Source organism: Micromonospora sp. CA-248260 (assembly GCF_050942205.1).
GTDB classification, from domain to species: domain Bacteria; phylum Actinomycetota; class Actinomycetes; order Mycobacteriales; family Micromonosporaceae; genus Micromonospora; species Micromonospora antibiotica.
On sequence record NZ_CP192021.1, the window covers coordinates 1,099,195 to 1,124,117 of the forward strand.

The 24,923-nt window shown below is 73.0% G+C and carries 21 protein-coding genes and 2 pseudogenes; 16 read left to right on the top strand and 7 right to left on the bottom strand.

The window, feature by feature from the left end; genetic code table 11:
* Window positions 1–618: 618 nt before the first annotated feature.
* A pseudogene (locus tag ACQP2H_RS05165) lies at window positions 619–1,101 on the top strand (toxin glutamine deamidase domain-containing protein); the annotation flags it as partial.
* Between the two features lie 587 nt (window positions 1,102–1,688).
* Here the strand turns inward: ACQP2H_RS05165 and ACQP2H_RS05170 are convergent.
* Complete coding sequence (locus tag ACQP2H_RS05170) at window positions 1,689–2,552, bottom strand: IS5 family transposase (RefSeq protein WP_219465140.1); 864 nt, start codon at window positions 2,550–2,552, stop codon at window positions 1,689–1,691.
* A 250-nt stretch (window positions 2,553–2,802) separates the two neighbouring features.
* Here ACQP2H_RS05170 and ACQP2H_RS05175 point away from each other — a divergent pair, with 250 nt between their 5' ends.
* The 11 genes and pseudogenes from ACQP2H_RS05175 (at window position 2,803) to ahcY (ending at window position 13,502) form a co-directional block, all read left to right on the top strand.
* Complete coding sequence (locus tag ACQP2H_RS05175; protein ID WP_357534856.1) at window positions 2,803–3,345, top strand: hypothetical protein; 543 nt, start codon at window positions 2,803–2,805, stop codon at window positions 3,343–3,345.
* A 25-nt stretch (window positions 3,346–3,370) separates the two neighbouring features.
* Window positions 3,371–3,607 carry a hypothetical protein gene (locus ACQP2H_RS05180; RefSeq protein WP_433231345.1) on the top strand — a complete coding sequence of 79 codons (237 nt, stop codon included), beginning with the start codon at window positions 3,371–3,373 and terminating at the stop codon, window positions 3,605–3,607.
* Between the two features lie 148 nt (window positions 3,608–3,755).
* Window positions 3,756–3,953 (top strand): hypothetical protein, encoded by a 198-nt coding sequence (locus tag ACQP2H_RS05185; RefSeq protein WP_363819964.1) that lies wholly within the window; start codon window positions 3,756–3,758, stop codon window positions 3,951–3,953.
* 37 nt (window positions 3,954–3,990) lie between these two features.
* Window positions 3,991–4,635: pseudogene (gene nfi / locus ACQP2H_RS05190) on the top strand (deoxyribonuclease V); the annotation flags it as partial.
* Window positions 4,636–4,923: 288 nt separating this feature from the next.
* On the top strand, window positions 4,924–6,396 hold the full coding sequence (locus tag ACQP2H_RS05195) for a hypothetical protein (RefSeq protein WP_433231349.1): 1,473 nt from the start codon (window positions 4,924–4,926) through the stop codon (window positions 6,394–6,396).
* 69 nt (window positions 6,397–6,465) lie between these two features.
* Window positions 6,466–7,848, top strand: a complete 1,383-nt coding sequence (locus ACQP2H_RS05200; protein WP_433231352.1) for a phosphomannomutase/phosphoglucomutase — start codon at window positions 6,466–6,468, stop codon at window positions 7,846–7,848.
* Window positions 7,849–7,911: 63 nt separating this feature from the next.
* Window positions 7,912–8,097, top strand: coding sequence for a Trm112 family protein (locus tag ACQP2H_RS05205; RefSeq protein WP_088642951.1), 186 nt, complete (start codon window positions 7,912–7,914; stop codon window positions 8,095–8,097).
* Window positions 8,094–9,290, top strand: coding sequence for an SIS domain-containing protein (locus tag ACQP2H_RS05210; protein WP_208570323.1), 1,197 nt, complete (start codon window positions 8,094–8,096; stop codon window positions 9,288–9,290). Before ACQP2H_RS05205 ends, ACQP2H_RS05210 begins: the two co-directional genes overlap by 4 nt.
* A 91-nt stretch (window positions 9,291–9,381) precedes the next feature.
* On the top strand, window positions 9,382–10,389 hold the full coding sequence (locus tag ACQP2H_RS05215) for a cation diffusion facilitator family transporter (protein WP_219467397.1): 1,008 nt from the start codon (window positions 9,382–9,384) through the stop codon (window positions 10,387–10,389).
* 65 nt (window positions 10,390–10,454) lie between these two features.
* A complete protein-coding gene (gene manA, locus ACQP2H_RS05220) occupies window positions 10,455–11,705 on the top strand; it encodes a mannose-6-phosphate isomerase, class I (protein ID WP_433233450.1) in 1,251 nt (416 codons plus the stop codon).
* Window positions 11,706–12,014: 309 nt separating this feature from the next.
* On the top strand, window positions 12,015–13,502 hold the full coding sequence (gene ahcY, locus ACQP2H_RS05225) for an adenosylhomocysteinase (protein WP_219467402.1): 1,488 nt from the start codon (window positions 12,015–12,017) through the stop codon (window positions 13,500–13,502).
* Between the two features lie 104 nt (window positions 13,503–13,606).
* On the opposite strand, the gene ACQP2H_RS05230 is transcribed toward ahcY, so the two are convergent.
* Entirely contained in the window at window positions 13,607–13,777 is a 171-nt protein-coding gene (locus ACQP2H_RS05230) for a hypothetical protein (protein ID WP_219467404.1), read from the bottom strand.
* 300 nt (window positions 13,778–14,077) lie between these two features.
* On the opposite strand from ACQP2H_RS05230, the gene efeU reads away from it, so the two are divergent.
* The 3 genes from efeU to efeB are packed head-to-tail and all read left to right on the top strand — an operon-like array spanning window position 14,078 to window position 17,484.
* Complete coding sequence (efeU, locus tag ACQP2H_RS05235) at window positions 14,078–14,974, top strand: iron uptake transporter permease EfeU (protein WP_433231356.1); 897 nt, start codon at window positions 14,078–14,080, stop codon at window positions 14,972–14,974.
* A gap of 25 nt (window positions 14,975–14,999) precedes the next feature.
* Window positions 15,000–16,133: an iron uptake system protein EfeO gene (gene efeO / locus ACQP2H_RS05240; RefSeq protein WP_219467407.1), complete on the top strand. Its 1,134-nt coding sequence runs from the start codon at window positions 15,000–15,002 to the stop codon at window positions 16,131–16,133.
* 49 nt (window positions 16,134–16,182) lie between these two features.
* Window positions 16,183–17,484: an iron uptake transporter deferrochelatase/peroxidase subunit gene (gene efeB / locus ACQP2H_RS05245; RefSeq protein WP_219467409.1), complete on the top strand. Its 1,302-nt coding sequence runs from the start codon at window positions 16,183–16,185 to the stop codon at window positions 17,482–17,484.
* Here the strand turns inward: efeB and ACQP2H_RS05250 are convergent.
* Complete coding sequence (locus tag ACQP2H_RS05250; RefSeq protein ID WP_363819975.1) at window positions 17,477–18,520, bottom strand: RDD family protein; 1,044 nt, start codon at window positions 18,518–18,520, stop codon at window positions 17,477–17,479. The genes efeB and ACQP2H_RS05250 overlap by 8 nt on opposite strands.
* A gap of 41 nt (window positions 18,521–18,561) precedes the next feature.
* Here ACQP2H_RS05250 and ACQP2H_RS05255 point away from each other — a divergent pair, with 41 nt between their 5' ends.
* Entirely contained in the window at window positions 18,562–19,611 is a 1,050-nt protein-coding gene (locus ACQP2H_RS05255) for a stage II sporulation protein M (RefSeq protein ID WP_219467411.1), read from the top strand.
* A gap of 16 nt (window positions 19,612–19,627) precedes the next feature.
* Here the strand turns inward: ACQP2H_RS05255 and ACQP2H_RS05260 are convergent, their stop codons facing one another.
* The 4 genes from ACQP2H_RS05260 to ACQP2H_RS05275 are packed head-to-tail and all read right to left on the bottom strand — an operon-like array spanning window position 19,628 to window position 24,826.
* A complete protein-coding gene (locus tag ACQP2H_RS05260; RefSeq protein ID WP_433231360.1) occupies window positions 19,628–20,938 on the bottom strand; it encodes a DUF58 domain-containing protein in 1,311 nt (436 codons plus the stop codon).
* On the bottom strand, window positions 20,935–21,924 hold the full coding sequence (locus tag ACQP2H_RS05265; protein ID WP_219467415.1) for an AAA family ATPase: 990 nt from the start codon (window positions 21,922–21,924) through the stop codon (window positions 20,935–20,937). The genes ACQP2H_RS05260 and ACQP2H_RS05265 overlap by 4 nt, the downstream gene beginning before the upstream one ends.
* Entirely contained in the window at window positions 21,921–23,984 is a 2,064-nt protein-coding gene (locus tag ACQP2H_RS05270; protein ID WP_433231363.1) for a DUF4350 domain-containing protein, read from the bottom strand. The genes ACQP2H_RS05265 and ACQP2H_RS05270 overlap by 4 nt, the downstream gene beginning before the upstream one ends.
* On the bottom strand, window positions 23,981–24,826 hold the full coding sequence (locus ACQP2H_RS05275) for a hypothetical protein (RefSeq protein WP_208570334.1): 846 nt from the start codon (window positions 24,824–24,826) through the stop codon (window positions 23,981–23,983). The genes ACQP2H_RS05270 and ACQP2H_RS05275 overlap by 4 nt, the downstream gene beginning before the upstream one ends.
* Window positions 24,827–24,923 lie beyond the last annotated feature (97 nt).

The following is a 24,923-nucleotide window of genomic DNA, read 5'->3' on the forward strand; positions in this document are numbered from 1 at the left end:
CTCCTGGAGGCACTGGCCCCCGGGCCCGTGGACCCGCCGGCCACCGACCCGACCCCTCCGACACCAGATCCGGACGACGAGCCACCGCGCCCGAGAACTCCCCGGTGGTACGCCGCGAAATGGGCAGCCGAACGGGAGGCGCTCGACCGTCGCCGCTATCAGGGTTACTTCGAGGCACAGCGACACTGGTTCGAGGATCGGCGACGTAGGGATGACGCCGGCTTCCGGCGAGAGGTCGCCCGCGAGCACGAAGCGAGGGCACAGCGTGCTGCTCGCCGGGCGAACCACCTACAGCGCGAAGGCCGTCTCGAACTGGCCAACTGGTATCAGCAGATCGCGAGTACCGAGCAGGCGGACAGCTATCGAGAATTGGATCTGGCCTCGGCGATCATCGACGGCCGGGTCTTTCCCACGGATGTCGTCATCGGAGATCCTGCTGACTTCTCCCGCATCAACGACGACGTGGCCGAGTTGGCCACCGGTGGGGTCGAGACGGGCGACAGGTCGGCGCTCACCGGCGACGACGATCCGCCGCCCATCGACCGCTCCCGCCGGTACGGGCAGTTCGGTGGGTTGCGGCCACCGCTGGCCCTGCACCAGACCGACCTCGAACGGCAGATGCCCCGGCAGCCGGACGGCAGCGTGGTGCGTACCCCTGATCCCCGGCGGGGCGGGTGGTTCGCGCTGGCCAACGACGGTGGCCCGCAGGCCGACCCGACCCGGGGCATCAACTGCCTGGACTGCACCTTGTCCCTGTTCGAGACGTGGGTGCACGGTCGACCCAGGGTGGCCGCGCCCCGTACCTTCGACGGCTACCTGCAAGGCGACATCCGGCGTCCGGTCAACGGCGAGGCCGGCGGACCCGGCCGGGTCGAGGAGGTCACCGGCGGACGGTTCCAGAAGCTGTTCGCCGTCGCCGACGGTGTCCCGCCGGGGCCGGCAGACCTGCGCCAGTCCGTCGAACGGGGCTACCGCAACCTGCACGACCAACTGGTCCTGGGAGGTCACGGCAGTTACGCCTTCCTGATCACCGAGTGGGAGAACGGCGGCTCGCACGCCTGGGTGGCGCTCAACCAGAACGGGACGGTGCTCTATCTCGACCCGCAGGCGGGAACGGTCCACGAGCGCCCCCTCTACGCCCACGCCGGCCGGCGGCACCCCGACAACGTCGTCGGTATCGACGCGCTGATCCTCGGCGGAGACGGCCACCCGATGCCGTTGGCCGGGTTGGCGCGGGGGCGGTTCAGCGCCCTGCCCGACCTGCCCGAGCACCCGCCGGCACCCGACGACGAGCAGGGGTACGGCGACCCGTACCTCAACCGCCTGCACCTGCTCGACGGGCCCGGTGGCTCGGACCGCACGGCGGACGCCCAAGATGACGCGTCGGAAACGAGTGGTCAGGGCGTACAGCCGGCGGACGTGTTCGCCGAACTCTCCGCGCATGAGCGTAGGGTGCTTGACAGGCTTCATGAGCAGGCGGCGGTGGTGGCCGACGATGTGGAGAGCGCGCTCTCCCGGGTAGGCAGGGCACTGGGATCAGATGGTGCGGTCGAACTGCGTGACCAGGAGTTCCGGTTGAAGAGTCCGCTGTCTCTGGCCCGTAAGTTCCTCGACGAGGCACGTGCAGTCGGCGTCTCGGTGGAGGAATTCAGCGGTGAGGTCAACGACGTTCTCAGAGGACGTCTGATTCACGTATTTTGTGTGTTTTGTGGTTGTGGGGTTTCTCGCCAGGTTGGGGTGGTTTCGGTGGTGAGGCGTTTGGCGAGGTTGTCGATCATGGCGAGGGTGATCATGCTGGCGGAGTTGTCGGGTCGGGTTTCGTAGTCGCGGACGAGTCGGCGGTGGTGCATGAGCCAGCCGATGGTGCGTTCGACGACCCATCGGCGTTTGACGACGCTGAAGCCCTTGATCTGTGGGTCTTTGGTGACGATCTCGACGTCGACTCCGAGGTGGGCGCCGTGTTCGATGACGCGGTTTTTGAAGCCGGCGTCGACCCAGGTTTTGGTGAGGGTGGGGTAGGTGGTGGTGGCCTGGTCGAGTAGGTCCATGCCGATGGTGTTGTCGCTGGCGCTGGCGGCGCAGACGGTGACGGCGAGGAGGAGGCCGAGGGTGTCGGTGATGATGCCGCGTTTGCGGCCGACGATCTTCTTGCCGGCGTCGGTGCCCTGTGTGGACAGTGGCACGTTGGTGGAGGTCTTGACGCTCTGGCTGTCCATGATGGACGCGGTGGGGGCGATGGTGCGGCCGTGGTGGTCGCGGACGAGGCCGGTGAGTTGGTAGTTGAGTGCGGTGAAGATGCCTTCCTTGCTCCAAGCGGCGAAGTAGCCGTAGACCGTCGGGTGGGGTGGGAAGTCGTGGGGCAGGTAGCGCCAGGCGATGCCGGTGCGGTTGACGTAGAGGATCGCGTTGAAGATCTCGCGTAGGTCGTGGGTGGGGGTCCGGCCGCTGACGCCGGCATCGGTGCGGGCCTGTCGCCATGCGGTCAGCCGGGGTGCGATGAGGGCCCACCGGGCGTCGGACAGGTCGGACGGGTAGGGGCGTCGTGCGGTCATGCAGTAGGCGTACGGTGTCGGGGCGACGGCTGGGCGGACGTCATGTCCGTCGATGTATAGCCGAATGTGAACCAGACGCCATTCCGGGGTGAAATGCTGCGTTTCTGGTCAGGGTTGAGCCGGGCGGGATGAGGCTATTCTACCCGGAGTGGGACATGTTGCCCGGCCAAGGCCGGGGCGCTAATCGGTCACACTGGCGTGAAGGTGAAGGAAACGTCCAGTCAGATTCTGTTTCGTAGTGTCACAGGTAGTGTCTTACGAGCAGGCGGTGCATGGGACCGTGGCGGAGTTGAGTCGTGCCGGATTCACGGTTGACGAGCGCTCCTGTAAGAACTTCTGGCGGTCCGGCAATCGGTTCTACGGCTTCAACTGCACCGTCCGCTCCCCGCAGGGGCAGCTCTTCGAGTTGCAGGTGCACAGCCAAGCTTCCCGCGCCGCGTGGTTGGCGACACACCGCGCGTACGAGGTGCTGCGTCGCACGACCCAGTCGCCGGCACAACGGGTCGAAGCATTCTTGGAGATGTTGTCGATCAACCGTCGCCACGGAATGCCCGCCGAAGTGCCCACCCAGCTTGCGGAGTTCTTCGCTGCGAAGGATGCCACCTTTGCGAAGTGGATACACCTCAACAGGGGCGTCTGGTGGTCCTACATCGAGGCGCTCCGAACTGATGGGCGAGACTTTGCGGGTGTCGCTGCGCAGTTCGGGCTGACGGCGCAGGACTTCCCCGTATCTCCCGAACTGGAACATCACATGGAGCGTCAGAGTGTTGACCTACTACGTTCTGTCCCGTAACGCCCAGACGGCTGAGCCTGCAGGTGTGTTCGTGATCGACCCGGCCCGGGGGCATGCCCTGATGTGGGACCACCGCCGCCGCTCATGGGTGTACAACCCTGGGCTCGTTACCCGATTTCTTGACGACTATCGAAATCTCGACCGTTACCGCGAGGTCGACCGGGCTGCTGCCGATCAGGTCGCGTTGGCAGTGACGGGAGGACAGCTCCTCCCGGACGCCGAAACCATCGAAGGCATTTTCGAGCAGGCGGCAGGCGAGTAGATCCCGCCAAGCCGCACTGCCCGGCGGGTATGGAGCGGTGAGGGTGGATGGGTCTGACGCCTCGTAGAAGCAGCCTGCCTGAAGGCGGGACGCCGCCGGCAGCCTCCGGTGAAACGGGTGCTTTGCGGTAGCTGAATAGGATGAGGTGATGTACCCCTCCGCCAACAAGCGCCAGCTCACCGCCTGGGTGTCGGGCCTGCTCATCGGCATCGTCATCGGGTGGACCATGTTCGAGGACGCCGTCGGTGTGGTGTTCGGGATCTCCATCGGCACCATCTTCGCGATCGCCTTCGGGGCCTTCGGCAACAAGAAGGAAGAGGGCGGGCGCGACGGTGAGCCGAGCTGAGTCGGCTCGGCGGCCCGAGCAGCACCGCAGCACCGAGCTGACGGTCGCCGAGGCGGTGGCCGTACAGGACCGGTTGCGGCCCCAGGCGGACCTGATCGGGCCGGGGCCATGCCGGCCTGCGACGGTGGCCGGCCTGGACGTGGCGTACGCCGAGAGTGGTGACCTGCTCGCCGCAGCCGTGACCGTGCTCGACGCCACGACCCTGGAGGTGGTGGACCGGGCGGTCCACGTCGGCCGGCCCGCCTTCGGGTACGTGCCGGGGCTGTTCGCCTTCCGGGAGCTGCCGGCGTTGCTGGCCGCCCTGGACCGGTTGACGACCCGCCCGGAGCTGCTGGTCTGTGACGGGCACGGGTTGGCCCACCCGCGTCGCTTCGGGTTGGCCTGTCATCTGGGCGTGGTGACCGGGCTGCCGGCGATCGGGGTGGGTAAGACCCCGCTGGTGGGCGGGTGGACCGGGCCGGGTCCGCGCCGGGGGGACGCCGCCCCGCTGGTCGATGCCGGTGCGGTCGTCGGCCGGGTGCTGCGTACCCGGGACGGGGTGAAGCCGGTGTTCGTCAGCGTCGGGCACCGGATGAGCCTGGACAACGCGGTCGACCAGGTGCTCGCGTTGACTCCCCGGTACCGGCTGCCGGAGACCACCCGGACCGCCGACCGGCTCTGCCGTGACACCCTCGCCGCCGCGACGGGGCTGGTCGGGGAGGAGTTCGTGGGCAGTGAGCCGGCCGGTGTCGAGCCGGCGGCCACGGCGCCGGCCGGCACGGGTGGCGGGTCGCCGAACGCAGCCGTGCGTCGGCGGGGTGGGCGGCCGGCGCCGGCCCGCCCATCCTGAGCCCTGCCGCCGAAGGGCCCGGTGCCGCCCGCCCCGGGAACGAGTAATACGGCCCACATGCGGGACGCTCTGTCACCGGGTGGGTCGCTGACCGGGTTGTAACCTGACCCGCGGCCCCGCCGGGGCGGGAGGGGAGGGGAGATGTCCGTGTGTCGGCAGGCGACGCGGGTGGTGGCCGTCGGTGCGCTGCTCGGTGGCCTGGTGGCGGTCGGCGCGCTCCCCGCGTATGCGGACTCGGACCGGGTGCGGGTCCGGGCCTCGGGTGCCTTCTCCGCCGGTGGTTCCCCGGGCGCGGTCTCGATCGAGGTGCGTAAACGTAGCGCCGGATGCGTGTCGCTGCGCACCGCGCTGGGGCTGAGCCTCACCGGGGTTGGCGCGGACCAGGTGCGGGTAGAGGTGCAGACCGGGGGCCGCTGGTCCAGCGTGCCCGTTTCCGGAGACGGTGGCGTGGTGCGGGTCTCCCGTACCTCGTCGGCGGCTCCACCGTTGTGCAGGGGGAAGAGCAGCACCGTCCGCTACCGGGTGGCGTTCCTGGCCGGGGCACCGGCGGGTCGGTTGGCCGTGGTCGGTGAGGCGACCACGGCGGTCGGCCGGCTGATCGGCCGGGGCACCGACACGTCCAGGGTCGGCGGGAGGGCTGCCGGTACCCCGACCCCGAGTCCCACCCCGACCAGGAAGCCCACGCCCACCCCCGTCGCGTCCACCCCTGTGCCCGCGACGGAGCCGGTGGCCACCCAGGCCGTGCTCGCCGCCTCGCCCGCCGGTCGGGCCGCCGCCGCAGAGACCTCCGGAGGATCCATGATCATGTACGCCGGTATCGCCCTGGTGGTCCTGGGTGCCGGGCTCATCGCCCTGTTGATCTTCCGGTCCCGGGCCGATCGGGCCCGCGCCAGGGCGGCCGGTGCCGACCACGCCCCGGCCGCCGGCCCGGCTGACTTCCCGGCCGTCCCGCAGCCCCGCAACCCGGGTCCGACCACCTACCGCTCCGGGGTCGCGGTGCCGGGTCCGCCCCCGCCACCCGCCGGCCAGGTGTACGGGGGCCAGCAGCCGCCCGCCGGTGGCCAGGTGTACGGGCAGCCGCAGCCCCAGCCGTCCGCGCCGGCCCGCCCCGGCAGCCTGTACGGGGCACCCGGCACCTACCCGGCGGTGACACCCGCCCCCGCCCCGCGCCCGGCCGGCGGGGTGTACGGTGCCCGCCCGGCCTCCGCCCCGGACCACCCCGCTTCCGCCCCACCCTCGGCTGCCCCATCGGTGTCGGCCCGGGCCGTCCCCGTCCAGCCGGTCGCCGCTCCGCCTGCCCCGCCCGTCTCGGCCCAGGCCGTCTCGGTCCCGCCTGTTCCGGCTCCGCCCGTCTCGGCTTCGGCTGTCTCGGCTCCGTCGGTCTCGGCTCCGCCCGTCTCGGTCCCGCCTGTTCCGGCTCCGGGTGTCCCCGTGCCGCCGGCTCCGGACGGCTCCACCGCAGGCCCGTCGGCTGCCGCCCCGCCGGCCCCGTCGGCCGCTGTTCCGCCGGCCCCGGCGCGGCCCGTCTCCGTCCCGCCCGACCAGGGGCGGTCCGCTCCGACGCCCACCGCCGGCGGTGGGTCGACAACGATCATGCCCCAGCTCCCCGGCTAGCACGGGACGGACGCCACCGCTCCGATACGCTCAGGGTCGTTGACGACCCCTGTCGAGGAGCTGAAACCGGTGTCTGACCTGTCCCAGATCGTGAAGGCGTACGACGTCCGTGGGACGGTGCCCGACCAGTGGGACGAGCGGGCGGCCGAGGCGCTGGGGTCCGCCCTCACCCAGGTGCTCAACTCCTCCGGTGAGCCGGGCGACGCCGTGCTGGTCGCGCACGACATGCGGGCCACCGGCCCGGGGCTGGCCGCCGCCTTCGCCGCCGGGGTCCGGGCCGAGGGGCGGGCCGTGATCGAGCTGGGGCTGGCCTCCACCGACATGCTCTACTACGCCTCGGGCGCGCTGGGCCTGCCCGGGGCGATGTTCACCGCCAGCCACAACCCGGCGCAGTACAACGGCATCAAGATGTGCCGCTCCGGTGCCCGCCCGATCGGCCAGGACAGCGGCCTGGCCGACATCCGGGTCCGGGCCCAGGCGCTGCTGGACTCCGGCACCCGCCCCACCGCCGCGCCGACGGCCCCCGTCGACCGGCGTGACCTGCTCCCCGACTATGCGGCCCACCTGCGCAAGTTGGTGGACCTGTCGACCATCCGCCCGCTCAAGGTGGTGGTGGACGCGGGCAACGGGATGGGTGGCTACACGGTGCCGAGTGTGCTCGGCGACGCGGCGCTGCCGGCCCTGCCGTTGGAGATCGTCCCGCTCTACTTCGAGCTGGACGGCACCTTCCCCAACCACGAGGCCAACCCGCTCGACCCGAAGAACCTGGTCGACCTGCAGCGGGCGGTGGTGACCCACTCCGCCGACCTGGGCCTGGCCTTCGACGGTGACGCCGACCGCTGCTTCGTCATCGACGAGCGGGGCGAACCGGTCTCCCCGTCGGCGATCACCGCCCTGGTCGCCGCCCGCGAGCTGGCCAAACACCCCGGCTCCACGGTGATCCACAACCTGATCACCTCCCGCGCGGTCCCGGAGATCATCCAGGAACACGGGGGGGTGCCGGTGGTGGCCCGGGTCGGCCACTCCTTCATCAAGGCCGAGATGGCACGCACCAACGCGATCTTCGGGGGCGAGCACTCGGCGCACTACTACTTCCGGGATTTCTGGTTCGCCGACACCGGGATGCTCGCGGCCATGCACACCCTGGCCGCATTGGGCGAGCAGTCCCAGCCGCTGTCCCTGCTGGCCAGCGTCTACGAACGGTACGTCGCCTCCGGCGAGATCAACTCCACGGTGACCGACCAGGCCGCCCGGGTGGCCGAGGTGCGGGCCGCCTACCCGCAGGCGGAGGCGGACGAGTTGGACGGGCTCACCCTGCGGTTCCCCGACGGCGCGTGGTTCAACCTGCGCGCGTCCAACACCGAGCCGCTGCTGCGGCTCAACGTGGAGGGCCCGACCCAGGAGCGGATGACCTCGCTGCGTGACGAGGTGCTGGAGCGGGTTCGCCGATAAGATCCCTCGCGCCGGTCGGCACCGTCGACCGGCACAGACCACACACGTGGAAGGAGCCGCGCCGTGGCCCTGGACCCGCAGTTGCTCGAAATCCTCGCCTGCCCGGACACACACCACGCACCGCTGGACTACGACGCTCAGGCCCAGACCCTCACCTGCACGCAGTGCGGTCGCATCTTCGAGGTGCGCGACGACGTGCCGGTGTTGCTGCTGGACGAGGCACGCGGTGGGCCGGAGGCGCAGCGGTGATGGAGGGGACGGCCGGCGTGAGTGGCCGGCGGGTGGCCGACGAATCGATGCTGGACGACCCGGAGGCGGTCGCCAGCCACGACCCGGGTGGAATGTTGCGCTTCACCGCCTCCGCCGGGGCCCAGGTGCGGGAGTCCGCCGCGCTGGCCGCCGAGGCCAACCTGGCGCTGCTGGAGGACGAGGGCCGCCCCCGGGCGGTCGTCATCGCGGGCATCGGCACCGCCGGGCGTACCGGGGACGTGCTCGCCACGGTCGCCGGGCCGCGCTGCCCGGTGCCCGTCATCCCGCACCGCAGCGCCGGGGTGCCCGGCTGGGTCGGCGCGGCCGACGTGGTGATCGCGGTCAGCGCGTCGGGTCGCAGCCCGGAGGCGCTGGGTGCCGCCGAGGCCGCGCACCGCCGGGGTGCCCGGTTGGTCGCGGTCGGCGCCCCCGACTCGCAGTTGCAGTCGGTGGCCGAGCGGGCCCGTGCCCCGTTCATCCCGGTGCCCCGCCGAGCCCCGGCCCGCGCCAGCCTCTGGGCGCTCACCGTGCCGGTCCTGCTCGCCGCCCGTACGCTCGGCCTGGTGAAGGTCAACGAGGCGGATCTGGCCGAGACGGCGGCCCGGCTGGACGCCGACGCCGACCGGTGCCGGTCGACCGCCGAGTCCTTCGTCAACCCGGCGAAGTCGCTGGCCCTCGGGCTGGCCGGGTCGATTCCGATCGTCTGGGGGTCGTCCCCGCTGGCGACCGTGGCGGCCCGCCGGTTCGGCGACACGCTGTCGGCCAACGCCCGTTACCCGGTGGTCGCCGGGGCGCTGGGCGAGGCCGGCCGGGGCCGGGTCGGCCTGCTCGACGGCGTCTTCGGCGGCCTGGTGGAGTCGACCCGGGACATCTTCGCCGACGCGGACGAGGCCGAGCCCGACCCGACCCGGTTGCGGCTGGTGTTGCTGCGTGACGGCGGGCTCAACGCCGACGACGACACCGATGAACCGCTCGCCGTCGAGGAGCGCCGCGCCGACGCGGTGCAGACCCTCGCCGAGCGGCGGGGCGTGCGTTGCGACGTGGTCACCGCCGAGGGTGGTTCCGCGCTGGAACGGCTCGCCTCCCTCGTCGCGGTGCCCGACTTCGCGTCGATCTATCTGGCCCTGGCCCATGGGCTGGACCCGATGGCCGTACCGGCCGTCACCGAGATGAAGGAGCTGTCGAACCAGTGAACGCATGCAGGGACCGCGCTGTGGGCGAGCGGGCCGTCGGACCGGGTAGCGCGGCGTCTCACGTCGCCGCGTCGCGGAGCGGAGCGACAGCGTGAGCGCGAACGGTGGGACCAAGGCGATCATCGCCGCCCTGCTGGCTAACGTCGGCATCGCGATCACCAAGTTCATCGCGTTCCTGCTGACCAGCTCGTCGTCGATGCTGGCCGAGTCGATCCACTCGGTGGCGGACTCGGGCAACCAGGCGCTGCTGCTGCTGGGCGGTAAGCGGGCCAAACGGGCGGCCACCCCGGAGCACCCCTTCGGGTACGGCCGGGAGCGCTACATCTACGCGTTCATCGTGTCGATCGTGCTGTTCAGCCTCGGTGGCCTCTTCGCGCTCTACGAGGCGTGGCACAAGGCGGCCGACCCGCACCCGATCACCGCGTGGCAGTGGGTGCCGGTGACGGTCCTGCTGGCGGCCATCGTGATGGAGGGCTTCTCCTTCCGTACCGCGATCAAGGAGTCGAACCACACCCGGGGCAGCCAGTCCTGGGTGAACTTCATCCGTCGGGCCAAGGCGCCGGAGCTGCCGGTGGTGCTGCTGGAGGACTTCGGCGCGCTGGTCGGTCTGGTGCTCGCGCTGTTCGGTGTGGGGTTGACGCTGATCACCGGCAACGGCATGTGGGACGCCGCGGGCACCGCGATGATCGGCGTACTGCTGGTGATCATCGCGATCGTGCTGGCGATCGAGACGAAGAGCCTGCTGCTCGGTGAGGGTGCCGACCCGGCCGACCTGGCGACCATCGAGCGGGCCGTCACCGCCGGCCCCGAGGTCGAGCGGATCATCCACATGAAGACGCTCTACCTCGGTCCGGAGGAGCTGATGGTGGCCGCGAAGATCGGCGTGCCGGCCTGGGAGAGCGCCGAGGAACTCGCCCGGGGGATCAACGCGGTCGAGGCGCGGATCCGTACGGCCGTGCCGATCGCCCGGGTCATCTACCTGGAACCGGACATCTACAGCGTGGCCGCCGAGCGGGCCGGCACCGGCACGGCCGCGCCGACCGCCGTCGTGCCGTCGCCGAGCGAGTCGGGTGAGGTGGCCGGGCGGGCCGGGGGCTGAGCGTGGAGCTGCTCTACGGGTCGATCCGCGACTACGCCTGGGGGTCCCGCTCGGCGATCGCCGAGTTGCAGGGGCGACCGGTGCCCAGCGCCGGCCCGGAGGCGGAGTTGTGGCTGGGCGCCCACCCGGGCGGCCCGGCCACGGTCGACCGGGGCGGCGAGCGGATGAGCCTGACCGATCTGCTGGTCGCCGAGCCGGATCACTGGCTCGGCGACCAGGTGGTCGGCCGGTTCGGCACCCGGCTGCCGTTCCTGCTGAAGGTGCTCGCGGCGGAGGCCCCGTTGAGTCTCCAGGCCCACCCGGACGCCGAGCAGGCCCGCGCCGGGTACGCGGCCGAGCAGGCTTGCGCCGGGTCGCCGGCCGGGCAGGCTGAAGCAGGGCAGCCGGAAGCAGGGCAGGCTGAGGCCGGGCGGGCAGGGGTGGGCGGTGGCACCGGGGCGGGCCACGCCGGAACCGCTGCCGGGGCGGGCCACGCCGGAACCGTCGTCGGGGCGGGTCGGGGTGGGCGGCCGCGTAACTACGTCGATCCCTACCACAAGCCGGAGTTGCTGGTCGCGTTGACGCCGTTCGACGCGCTCTGCGGGTTCCGTGACCCGGCGGTGTCGGCGACGGCGTTGGCCGGTTTCGGCGTACCGGAGCTGTCGCCGGTGGTGGCCGCGTTGCGGGCCGGTCCGGCGGGGCTGCGCGAGGCCGTACGGACGCTGCTGACCTGGCCGGACGCGGACCGTGCCCGGCTGATCGGGGCGGTGCGCACGGCGGACGTGGCCGGGCCGGACGCCGACCTGGCCCGGGAGTTGGCCGACCGCTACCCGGCCGACCCGGGGGTGCTGGTGGCGTTGCTGCTGCACCACGTCCGGCTGACGCCGGGGGAGGCGATCTGGATGCCGGCCGGCAACCTGCACGCCTACCTGCGGGGCTGCGGTGTGGAGATCATGGCGGCCAGTGACAACGTGTTACGCGGTGGGCTGACCCCCAAGCACGTGGACGTCGACGAGTTGCTGCGGGTGCTGTGCTTCGAGGTGCTGGACGATCCGGTGATCGCCGCCCGTCCGGTGGCGTCCGGGGTGGTCCGGTGGCCGGTGCCGGTGGACGATTTCGCGTTGCACCGGGTGACGGTGGAGGCGTCCGGGCCGGAGGTCCGGCTGCCGTTGCCCGGCCCCCGGGTGGTGTTCTGCCACAGCGGCAAGGTCGCGGTGGACGACGGGGTCGGCACGGTGATGCTCGGTCCGGGGCAGGCCGCCGTGGGCACGGCCGCCGCGACGGCACTTGTCGTCTCCGGTACGGGCGCGGCGTTCGTCGCCAGTTGCGGCATCTGAACGATCTCACCCCTTTTCCGCAGCAGAGTTGGCGGCAGACGCGGCACGCCGCAAGTCCGACTTTCCCGAATTGCTTGACTATGCCGTGGCGCAGTGTAACTATATGTGTACGCAGCGTTGTCGCGACGAAGGTCCGGCGGCGCGCGGGGGAAACCAAACCGGGGGGATGCACGGGGCGGCCGGCAGGTGGGCGGAGGTTTCGTCCGGTGCCGACCGCCCCGTGTGCTGTCCCGAGGCGGCCCGCCGTGCGCCGCGAGAAGGCGAGCGTAAGGTGGATGGTCGCGCAGCCATCGTTCGACAGGAGCCTTCATGACCAGCACCCTCCCGGCGTCATCCAGCGACGCCCGGCCGGCCACCCTCGCCGAGGGCGACTACAAGGTGGCGGATCTGTCGCTCGCCGAGTTCGGGCGCAAGGAGATCCGCCTCGCCGAGCACGAGATGCCCGGCCTGATGGCGATCCGCCGTGAATTCGCCGACGCCCAGCCGCTCGCCGGCGCCCGGATCACCGGTTCGCTGCACATGACCATCCAGACCGCCGTCCTGATCGAGACGCTGGTCGCCCTCGGCGCGCAGGTCCGGTGGGCGTCCTGCAACATCTTCTCCACCCAGGACCACGCCGCCGCGGCGATCGTGGTGGGCCCCGAGGGCACCCCGGAGGCGCCGGGTGGCGTCCCGGTCTACGCCTGGAAGGGCGAGAGCCTGGAGGAGTACTGGTGGTGCACCGAGCAGGTGCTCGCCTGGCCGGACGGGCAGGGCCCGAACATGATCCTCGACGACGGCGGTGACGCCACCCTGCTGGTCCACAAGGGCGTCGAGTTCGAGAAGGCCGGGGTCGTCCCGCCGGTCGAGTCCGCCGACTCCGAGGAGTACGCGGTCATCCTCCAGGTGCTGCACCGCAGCCTCGGGGAGGACAACCAGCGCTGGACCCGGATCGCCGCCGGCATCAAGGGCGTCACCGAGGAGACCACCACCGGCGTGCACCGGCTCTACGAGATGCACCGGGCCGGCACCCTGCTCTTCCCGGCGATCAACGTCAACGACTCGGTGACCAAGAGCAAGTTCGACAACAAGTACGGCTGCCGGCACTCCCTGATCGACGGCATCAACCGGGCCACCGACGTGCTGATCGGCGGCAAGATGGCCGTCGTGCTCGGCTACGGCGACGTGGGCAAGGGCTGCGCCGAGTCGCTGCGCGGCCAGGGCGCCCGGGTCGTGGTGACCGAGGTCGACCCGATCTGCGCCCTCCAGGCGGCGATGGACGGCTACCAGGTCGCCACCCTGGAGGACGTGGTCGAGCAGGCCGACATCTTCATCACCGCGACCGGCTGCTTCGACGTCATCACCAACGAGCACATGGCCCGGATGAAGCACCAGGCCATCGTCGGCAACATCGGCCACTTCGACAACGAGATCGACATGGCCGGCCTGATGAAGCGCTCCGACGTCACCCGGGAGAACATCAAGCCGCAGGTCGACGTGTGGCGCTTCGACGACGGCCACGCCATCATCGTGCTCTCCGAGGGCCGCCTGCTGAACCTGGGCAACGCCACCGGTCACCCGAGCTTCGTGATGTCGAACTCGTTCGCCAACCAGACGATCGCCCAGATCGAGCTGTTCACCAAGACCGACGAGTACCCGATCGGCGTCTACGTGCTCCCCAAGCACCTGGACGAGAAGGTCGCCCGGCTGCACCTGGGCGCGCTCGGTGCCCGGCTGACCGAGCTGACGAAGGAGCAGGCCGCCTACCTCGGCGTCTCTCCGGAGGGCCCGTTCAAGCCCGAGCACTACCGCTACTGAGCACACCCGCGCAGGGCCGGCCGCCGAGCGGCCGGCCCTGCGCGCGTCCGGGGGTCTCGCGGCGCGGTGGGGCGGTCCGGCGGGGTCGTGGCCGGTGGATGCCGCTACCGTCGCCCGGCAGAGCGGATCTTGTCGCGGCGGGCCGGGCGGACCCAGGTCCACACGCACCAGGCGAGCCAGGCGAGGGACACGACCAGGGCCAGCGGGCGCAGTCGGAGTGCGTTGAGGACGATCACCAGCGCGAGCACGCCCAGCCACGGGCCGAAGCCCCTCACCGGTGCCGTCCCGGCTGGCGGTGGCGAAGCGCGCCGGGGGCGGAACTCACCGGTGGCGGGGCGTACGCGGGGCGGAGGGTGGGGGTGCGGGGCGTGTCGGGCACGGGCCGTCCTGTCCTGGGGTACGTCGGATTTTGCCACGTCGGGCGGCTGGCTGGCACCCCCCGGCCAGCGGGTCCGCCCGACCATCCCGGCCAGGGTGAACCCTGTCATGAACGACTTGACGGGACCCCGGATCAGGAGGAAGGTATGGCTGCCCTAAGTAAACTGAGGCATGCCTGACCACGACACGGAGTACCGATGTTCGCCACGTACCTGATCGGCCTGCGGGAGGGCCTGGAGGCGACGCTGGTCGTCAGCATCCTGGTCGCCTTCCTGGTCAAGTCGCAGCGCCGCGACCGGCTGCCCCAGGTGTGGGCCGGTGTCGGGCTCGCCGTGGCCCTGTCGGTGCTGTTCGGCTGGCTCATCGAGTACACCTCGACCTCACTGCTGGCCCGCTCCGAGGACCGGGAACTGTTCGAGGCGGTCACCTCGGTCGCCGCCGTCGTCTTCGTGACCTGGATGATCTTCTGGATGCGTCGGGCCGCCCGGACGATCGCCGGTGAGCTGCGCGGCAGACTGAGCGAGGCGTTGGCCGTCGGCTCGTTCGCGGTGGCCGGGATGGCGTTCCTCGCGGTGGTCCGGGAGGGCCTGGAAACCGCCCTGATCTTCTACTCGGCGGCGCAGAGCGCGACCGGCGGCACCGGCTCCGGACCGCTGCTGGCGCTGATCGGCGGCATCGCCACCGCCGTCGGGATCGGCGTCCTGCTCTACCGCAGCGCCCTGCGGATCAACCTGTCGACGTTCTTCACCTGGACCGGCGCGCTGCTGATCCTGGTCGCCGCCGGCATCCTCAAGTACGGCGTGCACGACTTCCAGGAGGCCGGGGTGCTCCCCGGCCTCAACGGCCTGGCCTTCGACATCACCGGCGTGCTCGACCCCAACACCTGGTACGCCGCCCTGCTCGCCGGCATGTTCAACATCACCGCCGCGCCGAGCGTGCTGGAGATGGTCGCCTGGGTCGCCTACGCCGTACCGGTGCTGGTGTTGTTCCTGCGGCGGCCGGCGGCCCCCGCGAAGCCCGCACCGGCCGGCGACCCGGCCCCCACCGGCGACGGTACCCCCACCACCCAGCCGGCCGTGTCGCGGCGAGCCTGAACCTTTCCGAGGAGACAAGCAAACGATGCGTACCACCCGTTTCCTGGCGCTCGCCGCCGTCGGCGCGCTTGCCGTCACCGGTGTCACCGCCTGCGGCGGCAAGGACGAGCAGCAGGATGGCACGGCCGCCAACACGGTCAAGGTCAAGGCCACCGACAGCGTGTGCGAGGTCGACGTCACCGAGTTGGACGCCGGTCAGGCGACCTTCACCGTGACCAACTCCGGCAGCAAGGTCAACGAGTTCTACGTCTACGCCGCCGGTGACCGGGTGATGGGCGAGGTGGAGAACATCGCCCCGGGGCTGAGCCGCGAGTTGCGGGTGGAACTGCCCGCCGGCACGTACGAGACGGCCTGCAAGCCGGGGATGAGCGGCCGGGGCATCCGGGGCGCGCTGAAGGTCAGCGGCACCGCCGCGACCGTGGCCCCGGACGCCGCGCTGACCCAGGCCACCGCCAGCTACCAGCGGTACGTGACCAGCCAGACCGCCGCCCTGCTCACCAAGACCGAGGAGTTCGTCGGCGCGGTCAAGGCCGGCGACGTGCCGAAGGCCAAGGCGCTGTACCCGGTGGCCCGCACCTACTGGGAGCGGATCGAGCCGGTCGCGGAGAGCTTCGGCGACCTCGACCCCAAGATCGACGGTCGGGAGGAGGTCATCGAGGAGGGCATGGAGTTCACCGGCTTCCACCGGATCGAGAAGGACCTCTGGACCACCGGCGACATCAGTAAGGACGGCCCGATCGCCGACCGGCTGCTGGTCGACGTCAAGGAGATCGTGGCCCGGGCCAACGCCGAGAAGCTCACCCCGCTCCAGCTCGCCAACGGGGCCAAGGCCCTGCTCGACGAGGTGGCCAGCGGCAAGATCACCGGCGAGGAGGAGCGGTACTCGCACACCGACCTCTGGGACTTCAACGCCAACCTGGAGGGCTCCAAGGCCGCCGTCGCCGCGCTGCGACCCGCGCTGGAGCAGCGCGCCCCCGAGCTGGTCGCCCAGCTCGACAAGGAGTTCGCCAACGTGGAGGCGGCGCTCGGCAAGCACCGCGACGGCGACGGCTGGAAGCTGCACACCCAGCTGAGCAAGACCGACCTCAAGGAGTTGTCGGACAGCATCAACGCCCTCGCCGAGCCGGTCAGCAAGGTCGCCGCCGCCGTCGCCCGGTGACGACGGGTCAGCACGGCCGTCGTACGGCCGGTCCCTCCCAGGAGAGTCGATGAGCGAGCAGAGCAGCACCACCGGCCGGGGTCGCCGCCGGCTGACCCGACGGCGGGCGATCACCCTGGCCGGGGTCGGGGTCGCCGGGGTGGCCGGGGTGGCCGCCGGAGCGGGCGCGTTGACCCGCGACGGCGACCGGGCCGCCGCCTACGACGGGGCCGCCGGGGCGGTGCCGTTCCACGGTGAACACCAGGCCGGGATCACCACCCCGGCCCAGGACCGGCTGCACTTCGTCGCCTTCGACGTGATCACCAAGGACCGGGACCGGCTGGTCGCGATGCTCCAGGAGTGGACGGCCGCCGCCGCTCGGATGACCGGCGGAAAGGACGCCGGGGTGATCGGTGCCGTCGGCGGTGTCCCGGAGGCCCCGCCGGACGACACCGGCGAGGCGCTGGGCCTGCCCCCGTCGCAGCTCACCCTGACCGTCGGTTTCGGCGCGACCCTGTTCCGCGACGCGCAGGGCCGGGACCGGTTCGGCCTCGCCGGCCGCCGCCCCGCCGCGCTGGCCGACCTGCCGCACTTCGCCGGGGACGCGTTGCGCCCGGAGATCTCCGGCGGCGACCTGTGCGTGCAGGCGTGCGCCAACGACCCGCAGGTGGCGGTGCACGCCATCCGTAACCTGGCCCGGATCGGGATGGGTGTGGTCAGCGTCCGCTGGTCGCAGCTCGGCTTCGGGCGTACCTCGTCGACGTCGCGGGACCAGGCGACCCCGCGTAACCTCTTCGGCTTCAAGGACGGCACCGCCAACCTCAAGGCCGAGGACGCCGGGCTGCTGCGTGAGCAGCTCTGGGCCCAGCCGGAGGACGGCGCGGACTGGATGACCGGCGGGTCCTACCTGGTCACCCGCAAGATCCGGATGCAGATCGAGACCTGGGACCGCAGTTCGCTGACCGAGCAGGAGCAGATCGTCGGCCGGACCAAGGGCAGCGGTGCGCCGCTGGGCCGCCGCGACGAGTTCGACGAGCCGGACTTCGCCGCGAAGGGCGACGACGGCCAGCCGGTGATCGCCGTCGACTCGCACGTGCGCCTCGCCCACCCCACCCTGAACAACGGTGCCCGGCTGCTGCGCCGGGGCTACAACTACGTCGACGGCTCGGACGGGCTGGGCCGGCTCGACGCCGGGCTGTTCTTCATGGCCTACCAGCGGGACCCGCGCCGGCAGTTCGTGCCGATCCAGACCCAGCTGGCCCGCAACGACGCGATGAACGAATACCTGCGGCACGTCTCCAGCGGCCTGTTCGCCTGCCCGCCCGGGGTCCGGGACGCCGCCGACTGGTGGGGTCGCGCCCTGTTCAGCTGAGCGGCGACCCGGAATCCTCCGGCGACGCCGACCGCAGTGCCGGCACAGCCGGGCGCACCCCGGCCGGGGCCGGGGCGGCGGCAGGGCCCGGGGCCGGCGGTTCGACGGCGGCGGGGGTGGCCGGGTGCAGGTCGGGCCAGAGGGTGGCGGTGAGCGCCCGGTTGCGGCGTAGCCGCAGCGTGCCGCGCCGGTTCCGTTCCGCCAGCACCGCCGCCAGCAGCAACGGCTCCGGTACGCCGGGCGGTGACTTCGGGGCGGTCACCGCCGCCACCTCGCACCACAACTCCCGGGCCAACCTCGACCGGTACGGCTCGACGATCTGCCCGGCCCGGGTCAGGTACTGCCGGACCGCCAGGGCCAGCGCGTCGTCGAGCCTGGTCAGGTCCAGGGTGGCCGCCCAGCCGGCCAGCGGCGGAATGATCCGTGGGGCCGGTCGCCAGCCCTGCGTCGTGCGGGTGTGCACCACCATGGTGCCGGCGACCAGGTCGCCCAGCCGTCGCCCGCGCGGATCGGTCAGCATCACGGTGACGCCGGCCACCCAACTCAGCAGCGGCAGCACCAGCCCCGGCCACTCCACGGCCACCCCCACCAGCGCCCGGGTCAGCGACTGGCGCAGCTCCACCGGGCCGCCGTCGGCGCTGACCACCCGCAGGCCCACCGCGAGCTTGCCGGGCGTCCGGCCGTGGTTGAGGCGTTCCCAGGCGACCGGATAGCCGACCAGCACCAGCACCAGGCCGAGCGTCTCCAACGCCCCGGTGAAGGCCCGGTCCACCACCGGGTCGGGCAGCAGGATCAGCACCACCGGGGTCAGCGTCAGCGCCAGCAGCGCCGCGCAGAGCAGTTGACCGACGACGTCGATCAGGAGCGCCAGGACCCGGGAGCCGAGCCGGGCCGCCCGCACGTCCAGCTCGACGGCCTCGCCGCTGATCAGCCCGGCGTCCGCCCAGCGTCCGCCGGCCGGGGTGTCCGCCGGGCCGACGCGGGTCGGGGTGTCCGCCGGGCCGACGCGGGTCGGCACCGGTGGTTGCGCTCTCACCCGGACAGTGAACACTATGGGCGCGGGACGGGGGAGGACCAGTGGATCTCGACGCGTACGTCGCCGAGCACAGCCACGAGTGGCGGCGGCTGGAGCTGTTCTGCGACCGGCGTCGACTCGACGTCGACGAGATCGACGAGATGATCGTCCTCTACCAGCGCACCGCCACCCACCTGTCGGCGCTGCGCAGCCGGGCACCCGATCCGGCCCTGGTCAGCCGGTTGTCCCACCTGGTGCTGCGGGCGCGGGCCCGGATCACCGGCCGCCGACGGCCGTCCTGGGGGGCGTTGGGGCGGTTCCTGGTCGTCGGGTTCCCCGGCGCGGTCTACCGGGCCTGGCCGTGGTGGTGCGCGGTGGCCACCGGGTTCAGCCTGCTCAGCGGCTTCCTCATCTGGTACGTCGCGGGCAACCCGGGCACCGCCGCCGCGTTCATCGGCCCCGACGCCGCCGCCGACCTGGTCGACTCCGGCTTCGCCGGCTACTACACCGAGTTCTCCGCGCCCACGTTCGCCTTCCACCTGTGGACCCACAACGCCTGGATCGCCGCCCAGTGTCTCGCCTCGGGGGTGCTCGTCGTCCCGGTGTTCTACCTGCTGTGGCAGAACGCGCTGAACGTCGGGGTGGTGGGCGGGGTGATGGTCTCCTATGGCCGGGCCGACGTGTTCTTCGGCCTGATCACCCCGCACGGGCTGTTGGAGCTGACCGGGGTCTTCGTCGCGGCCGGGGTGGGGCTGCGGACCGCCTGGGCGTGGATCTCGCCACCGGAGCACCTGGGCCGGGGGCGGGCGGTGGCCGAGGCGGGCCGCTCGGCGATCCTGGTCGCGGTGGGTCTGGTCGGGCTCTTTGCGGTCTCCGCACTGTTGGAGGCGTTCGTCACCCCGTCGCCGGTGCCGGTGGCGCTTCGGGTCGGCGTCGGTGCGACGGTGTGGCTGGGCTTCCTGGCGTACGTGGTGCTGCTCGGTCGCCGGGCGGTCGCCGTCGAGCGCGTACCGGCCGAGCGTGCCGACCCGTGGCTGGCCGAACTGTGGCCCTCCACGGACCCGGCCCGCGCCTGGCACCCCACCCACCGTCCGCACCGACCCGTGCCGTGAACGGACCGGACCCGGGTCAGAGCTGCCCGAGGGCCTTGAGGCGCAGGTAGGTGTCGGCCAGGGCGGGGGCGAGGCGGTCCGCCGGGGCGTCCACCACGGTCACCCTGTACCGGCCGAGGGCGGCGCGGACCCGGTCCCGCTCGGCGAGCGCCCGCCAGCCGGCCGCGGCGGCGTAGGCGTCCCCGGTGCGGACCGGCGGGGTGGTGGTCAACGCGGTGAGCACCGGGTCGTGCGCGGCCGCCACGATCACCCGGTGCCGGGCGGCCAGCCGGGGCAGCACCGGCAGCAGCCCCTCGGCGAGCGCGCCCGCCTCCAGGGCGGTGAGGAGCACCACCAGGCTGCGCCGCCGGTGCCGGCGCAGGATCTCCGCGACGATCAGGTCGAAGTCGGTTTCCACCAGCGCCGGGTGCAGGGGCGCGAGCGCGTTCACCAACCGGTGGAGCAGGGCCGGCTGGCTGCCACCGGTGACCGTGGTCCGGATCTGAGCGTCGGCGGCGAGCAGGTCGACCCGGTCGCCGGCCCGGGAGGCCAACGCGGTCAGCAGCAGCGCGGCGTCGATGGCGGTGTCCAGCCGGGGCTCGTCCCTGACGCGTACCGCCGAGGTGCGGCCGGTGTCCAGCACACACACCAGCCGTCTGTCGCGCTCCGGACGCCAGGTGCGGACCAGCACGTCCGCGCGGCGGGCGCTGGCCCGCCAGTCGATCGACCGGACGTCGTCGCCGACCACGTACTCGCGCAGGGTGTCGAACTCGGTGCCCTGGCCCCGCCCCCGGGCGACCTGGGTGCCGTCGATGACCCGCAGCCGGGACAGCTTCTCCGGCAGGTGCCGACGGGAGTCGAACCGGGGCAGCACCCGCAGCGTCCAGCCGGGGGTGGCCGGCCGGCCCGCCCGCTGCCGCAACGCCAACCCGAGCGGCCCGAGCGAGCGCACCGTCACCGTCACCGCCGGCCGGTCGCCGCGCCGGGTGGGGGTGAGCCGGTTGGGCAGCACCAGCACCCCGCCCGGTCCGACCCGGGACACCCGGTCCGGCGGTACGTCCGGACGGGCCCCCGCCGACGGCACCCACCCGTCGCGCACCTGGGCACGCAGCGTACGGCCGGAGGTGTTGGTCAGGCGCAGGGTGACCGTCGCGGACCGGCCCAGCCGGACGGCCCGGTCACCCTCACGGTCGACGGTGATCGTGTGCAGCGGGGCGGCGAGCGCCCAGTCCACGGCGGTCAGCAGCAGCACCGCGCCGGTCATCACGGCCACCCCGCGCACCGGGTCCGGCCAGAACGCCAGGGTGGGCACCCCCACCAGCAGCAGCACGGCCGCCCGCCAGGTCATCGCGGGGTCGGCACGGTGGCCAGCACCGTGTCCAGCACCATGTCGACCCCGACCCCCTCCAACTCCACCTCGGGGCGCAACCGCAGCCGGTGCCGCAACGTCGGGCGGGCGGTGGCCTTCACGTCGTCGGGGGTGACGTGGTCCCGACCGGCCAGCCAGGCCCACGCCTTCGCGGTGCTGAGCAGGCCGGTGGCGCCCCGGGGCGACGCACCCAGCTCCAGCGCCGGGGCGGTCCGGGTGGCCCGGCACAGGTCCACGATGTAGCCGAGCACCGGCTCGGCCACGTGCACCCGGCCCACCGCCTCCCGGGCGGCGGCCAGGTCGGCGACGCCGGCCACCGGGCGTACGCCGGCCGCGCCGAGGTCACGGGGGTCGAAGCCGGCGTGGTGGGCGCGCAGCACCCCCAGCTCCTCGTCCCGGTTGGGCAGCGGCACGGTCAGCTTGAGCAGGAACCGGTCGAGCTGCGCCTCGGGTAACGGGTAGGTGCCCTCGTACTCGACGGGGTTCTGGGTGGCGGCCACGATGAACGGCTCGGGCAGCGGCCGGCGGGCGCCCTCGACGGACACCTGGCGCTCCTCCATCACCTCCAGCAGCGCCGACTGGGTCTTCGGCGGCGTCCGGTTGATCTCGTCGGCGAGCAGCAGGTTGGTGAAGACCGGCCCCTCCCGGAAGGTGAACGCGGCGGTACGCGGGTCGAAGATCAGCGAACCGGTGACGTCACCGGGCATCAGGTCGGGGGTGAACTGGACCCGCTTGGAGTCCAGCTCGAGGGCGGTGGCGACGGTGCGGATCAGCAACGTCTTGGCCACCCCGGGCACGCCTTCCAGCAGGACGTGGCCCCGGCAGAGCAGGGCGATGACCAGGCCGGTGACCACGGCGTCCTGGCCGACGACCGCCTTGGCCACCTCGGTGCGCAGCCGGTGCAGGGCGGCCCGGGCGTCGTCCGGGCCGGCCGTGGGCTCGGCGGTGGTGGCGGGTCGGGTCACCGGGGGTCTCCTTCGGTCGGACGGCCGGGCGCTGCCGCCACGGTACGGGTCAGCCGGTCCAGCGACCGGGCCAGCTCCAGCAGTTCGGCGTCGGTCCCGGGCGCCGCGCCGAAGAGCAGCTCGTGGATCTGCTCCGGGGTGCCGCCGGCCGGCCCGGCCACCCGGGCCGCCAACTCCGCCGGTGCGAGGGTCGCGGGCAGGTCGAGCCGGCCGCGCAACCGTCCCAGCGTGGCGGTGCGCAGGATCTCGGCGGCCGGGCCCCGGGCGCGGGCCCGTTGGTAGAGCCGGGCCCGGCCGAGGGCGGTCTCGGCGGCGCGGACCTCGACCGGCAGCGGCTCGGTGACCGGTGGGCCGAGCCGGCGGGCCCGCCACAGCACGGTCAGCAGGGCGGCCAGGGCGAGTTGGAGCAGTAGCGCCCAGAACCAGGGCGGGAAGGCGTCCAGCAGCGGGTGGTCGTCGGGTGGTGGCGGACCGGCCGAGTCGGGGGCGTCACCCCGTCCGTCGCCTCCGCCGGTGGCGGGTCCGGGGCCACCCGGGCCCTGCTCGCCGGTGCCGTCGCCGTAACCGGTGGACCCGCCGGGGGCGGGTGACCAGGCGGGCTCGCCGGTGCCGTCGGGACGGCCGACCGTGGGGGCCGGTGCCGGCCCGTCCAGGTCCAACCAGACCACCCGACCGTGGACGCCGAGCAGGCCGGTGCCGAGCGTCTCGTTGCCGTGTTCGGCGATCCGTTCGTTGCGGAACGGGTCGCTGGCACCGATCACCACCACCTCGGCCCGGCCGGGCAGCCGGACCAGGCCGTCGCCGTAGCAGCGGTCGAGGGTGGCTGCGGTACCGGGCGCGGCGGCGTACCGCTGGAGCCGGGCGGCGGCCACCCCGGCCCGGCTCGCCTCGGGTAGTGGACAGGGCCGACCGTCGGTGTCGGGTCCGACGGCCCGGGCGGCCCACCGGCGGTCGGTGGGCACCACCGGCAGGCCGGCGGATTCGAGCACCCGGCGGGACGGGTCGACGAGGACCAGTCGCCGGCCGGCCGGCAGCTCGCCCAGCGTGTCGAGGGTGTCGGGGTGCAGCAGTTCCGCCGCCGGCACGAAGAGGGTGGCCGGGCCACGGTCGAGGCCGAGCAGGGCGGGCAGCAGGTCGGTCTCCCGGTCCACGGTGACGCCCCGGGCGCGCAGCGCGTCGGCGAGGCGGCTGCCACCGTCGTCGTCGGTGGCGACCGGGGAGAGGAAACCGGGTTCGGTCGGGTCGGGCTGGTCCAGCGCGTGGGCACCGACGGTGCCGGCGAGCAGCGCGGCGGCCAACGCCAGCGGCACGATCACCCGGTGCCGGCGGCGCCGCCGTACCGGCCCGGCCGGTGGCGGGCGGACGGGGGCCGGTGGCGGGCTGTCGACCGTCGGTGTGGCGGGGCGGGTCACCCGGGGCCCTCCGTCCGGCCGTGGGTGGGTGAGGGCCCGGTCCAGCTCGTCGGCGAGTTCCCGCATCCGCTGGTCGTGTCCGGCGGCGGCGGGGCGTTGGGCGTACCACAGCTCGGCGAAGATCGCTCCGGCGGCGCGCAACGGCGGGTCGACCGGGGGACGGGCGTGGGCTGCCGCGTCGGTCAGTTCGGTGACGGTCATCCCGGGTCGGGGTGCGACCGCACCGACGGCGACCAGCCGGCGGATCATGTCGCGCAGCCGTTCCCGGACGGCTTCGGCGTACCGGCCCTCGGCGGCCAGCCGGTCGGCCAGGGAGCGCCCGGGGCCGGCGGCGGGGGTGTCGTCTCCGGTGCGGGGGCGGGGCAGGGTGACGCCGGGCGGGTCGTCGGCCGACCGCTGCCGTCGCCGCCAGCGGGGCAGCCGCCAGCGGGGCAGCCGCCAGCGGGGCAGCCGCCAGCGGGGCAGCCTGAGCCGGGGCAGCCGCCAGCGGGGCAGTCGCCAGCGGGGCAGTCGGCGGGGCACCCAGGCCGGGAAGTGGTACCAGGCGAGCGCGGTCAGCCCGGCGACCAGCACCAGCAGCAGCGCGGCCAGCGGCAGCGGCAGCACGTCGCCGAGCGCGGCGACGGCCTCCGTCCACCACCGGCTCACCGATCGACCGCCGGCAGGCCGGCCGCGACGGACCCCGCGGGGGTACGGGCGAGCCGGATGTCCAGCCCTTCGGCGCGCATCCGGGTGTCCAGGTGGTTCACCGCGTCGAGACAGGCCAGCGCGGGGTAGGCGACGCTGTTCACCGCCGCCCAGGCGAGCATCGCGGCGACGACCCGCACGTCGGGGTCGGCCAGGTCGACCAGGTGCAGCGACTCGACGCCGAAGAAGAGACCGAGGGCGAGACCGACCCGCAGCACCCACCAGCCGAGGTAGCCGAGCAGCCGGACGGCGGCGGCCCGACCGCGCAGCGCGACGCGGACCGACCGGGGCACCGCTGACGGTCCGGGCACCCGGTCCACCACCACGGCTGCGGCGACCGAGCCGAGCAGTCCCCAGCCGACGAGCCAGGCCGGGCCGAGCAGCGCCGCGACCAGCATCAGCAGGCCGACCGCCGGGGCGAGCAGCAGGGTGACCCCCCAGTGGGCTCCGGCCGGGCGGAGCAGGTCCCCCACGCCGGTGTGGCGGCCGAGCAGGGCCGCGCCGGCCGCCCGCGCGGCCGGGTTGCCGAGCAGCAGGACGATCACCGCCTCACCGGCGGCGCCCACCGCGAGCAGTTGCCACCAGAGCGGAAACGACCCGCTCTCGCTCCACCACACCGGGGGTACGGCGTCGGCGAGCCGGCGCAGCGGGTACAACAGCACCTGTTCACCGGCGGCGAGCAGGACGCCCAGGGGGACCAGCACCCGCCCCTGGGCCCGCAGCAGCAGCACGGCGGAGTCGAGCAGTTCACCGACGGTGAGTGGACGGCGGGGGAGCACGGCGGTCGGGCCGACATCGGGCACGCGTACTCCTGCGGATGGTGGCTGGCGGGGGGCGACCTGCCCGGGGATCATGGTGACACGGTCCGACCGGCCGGGTGGATCCGCCGTGCGGGCCACC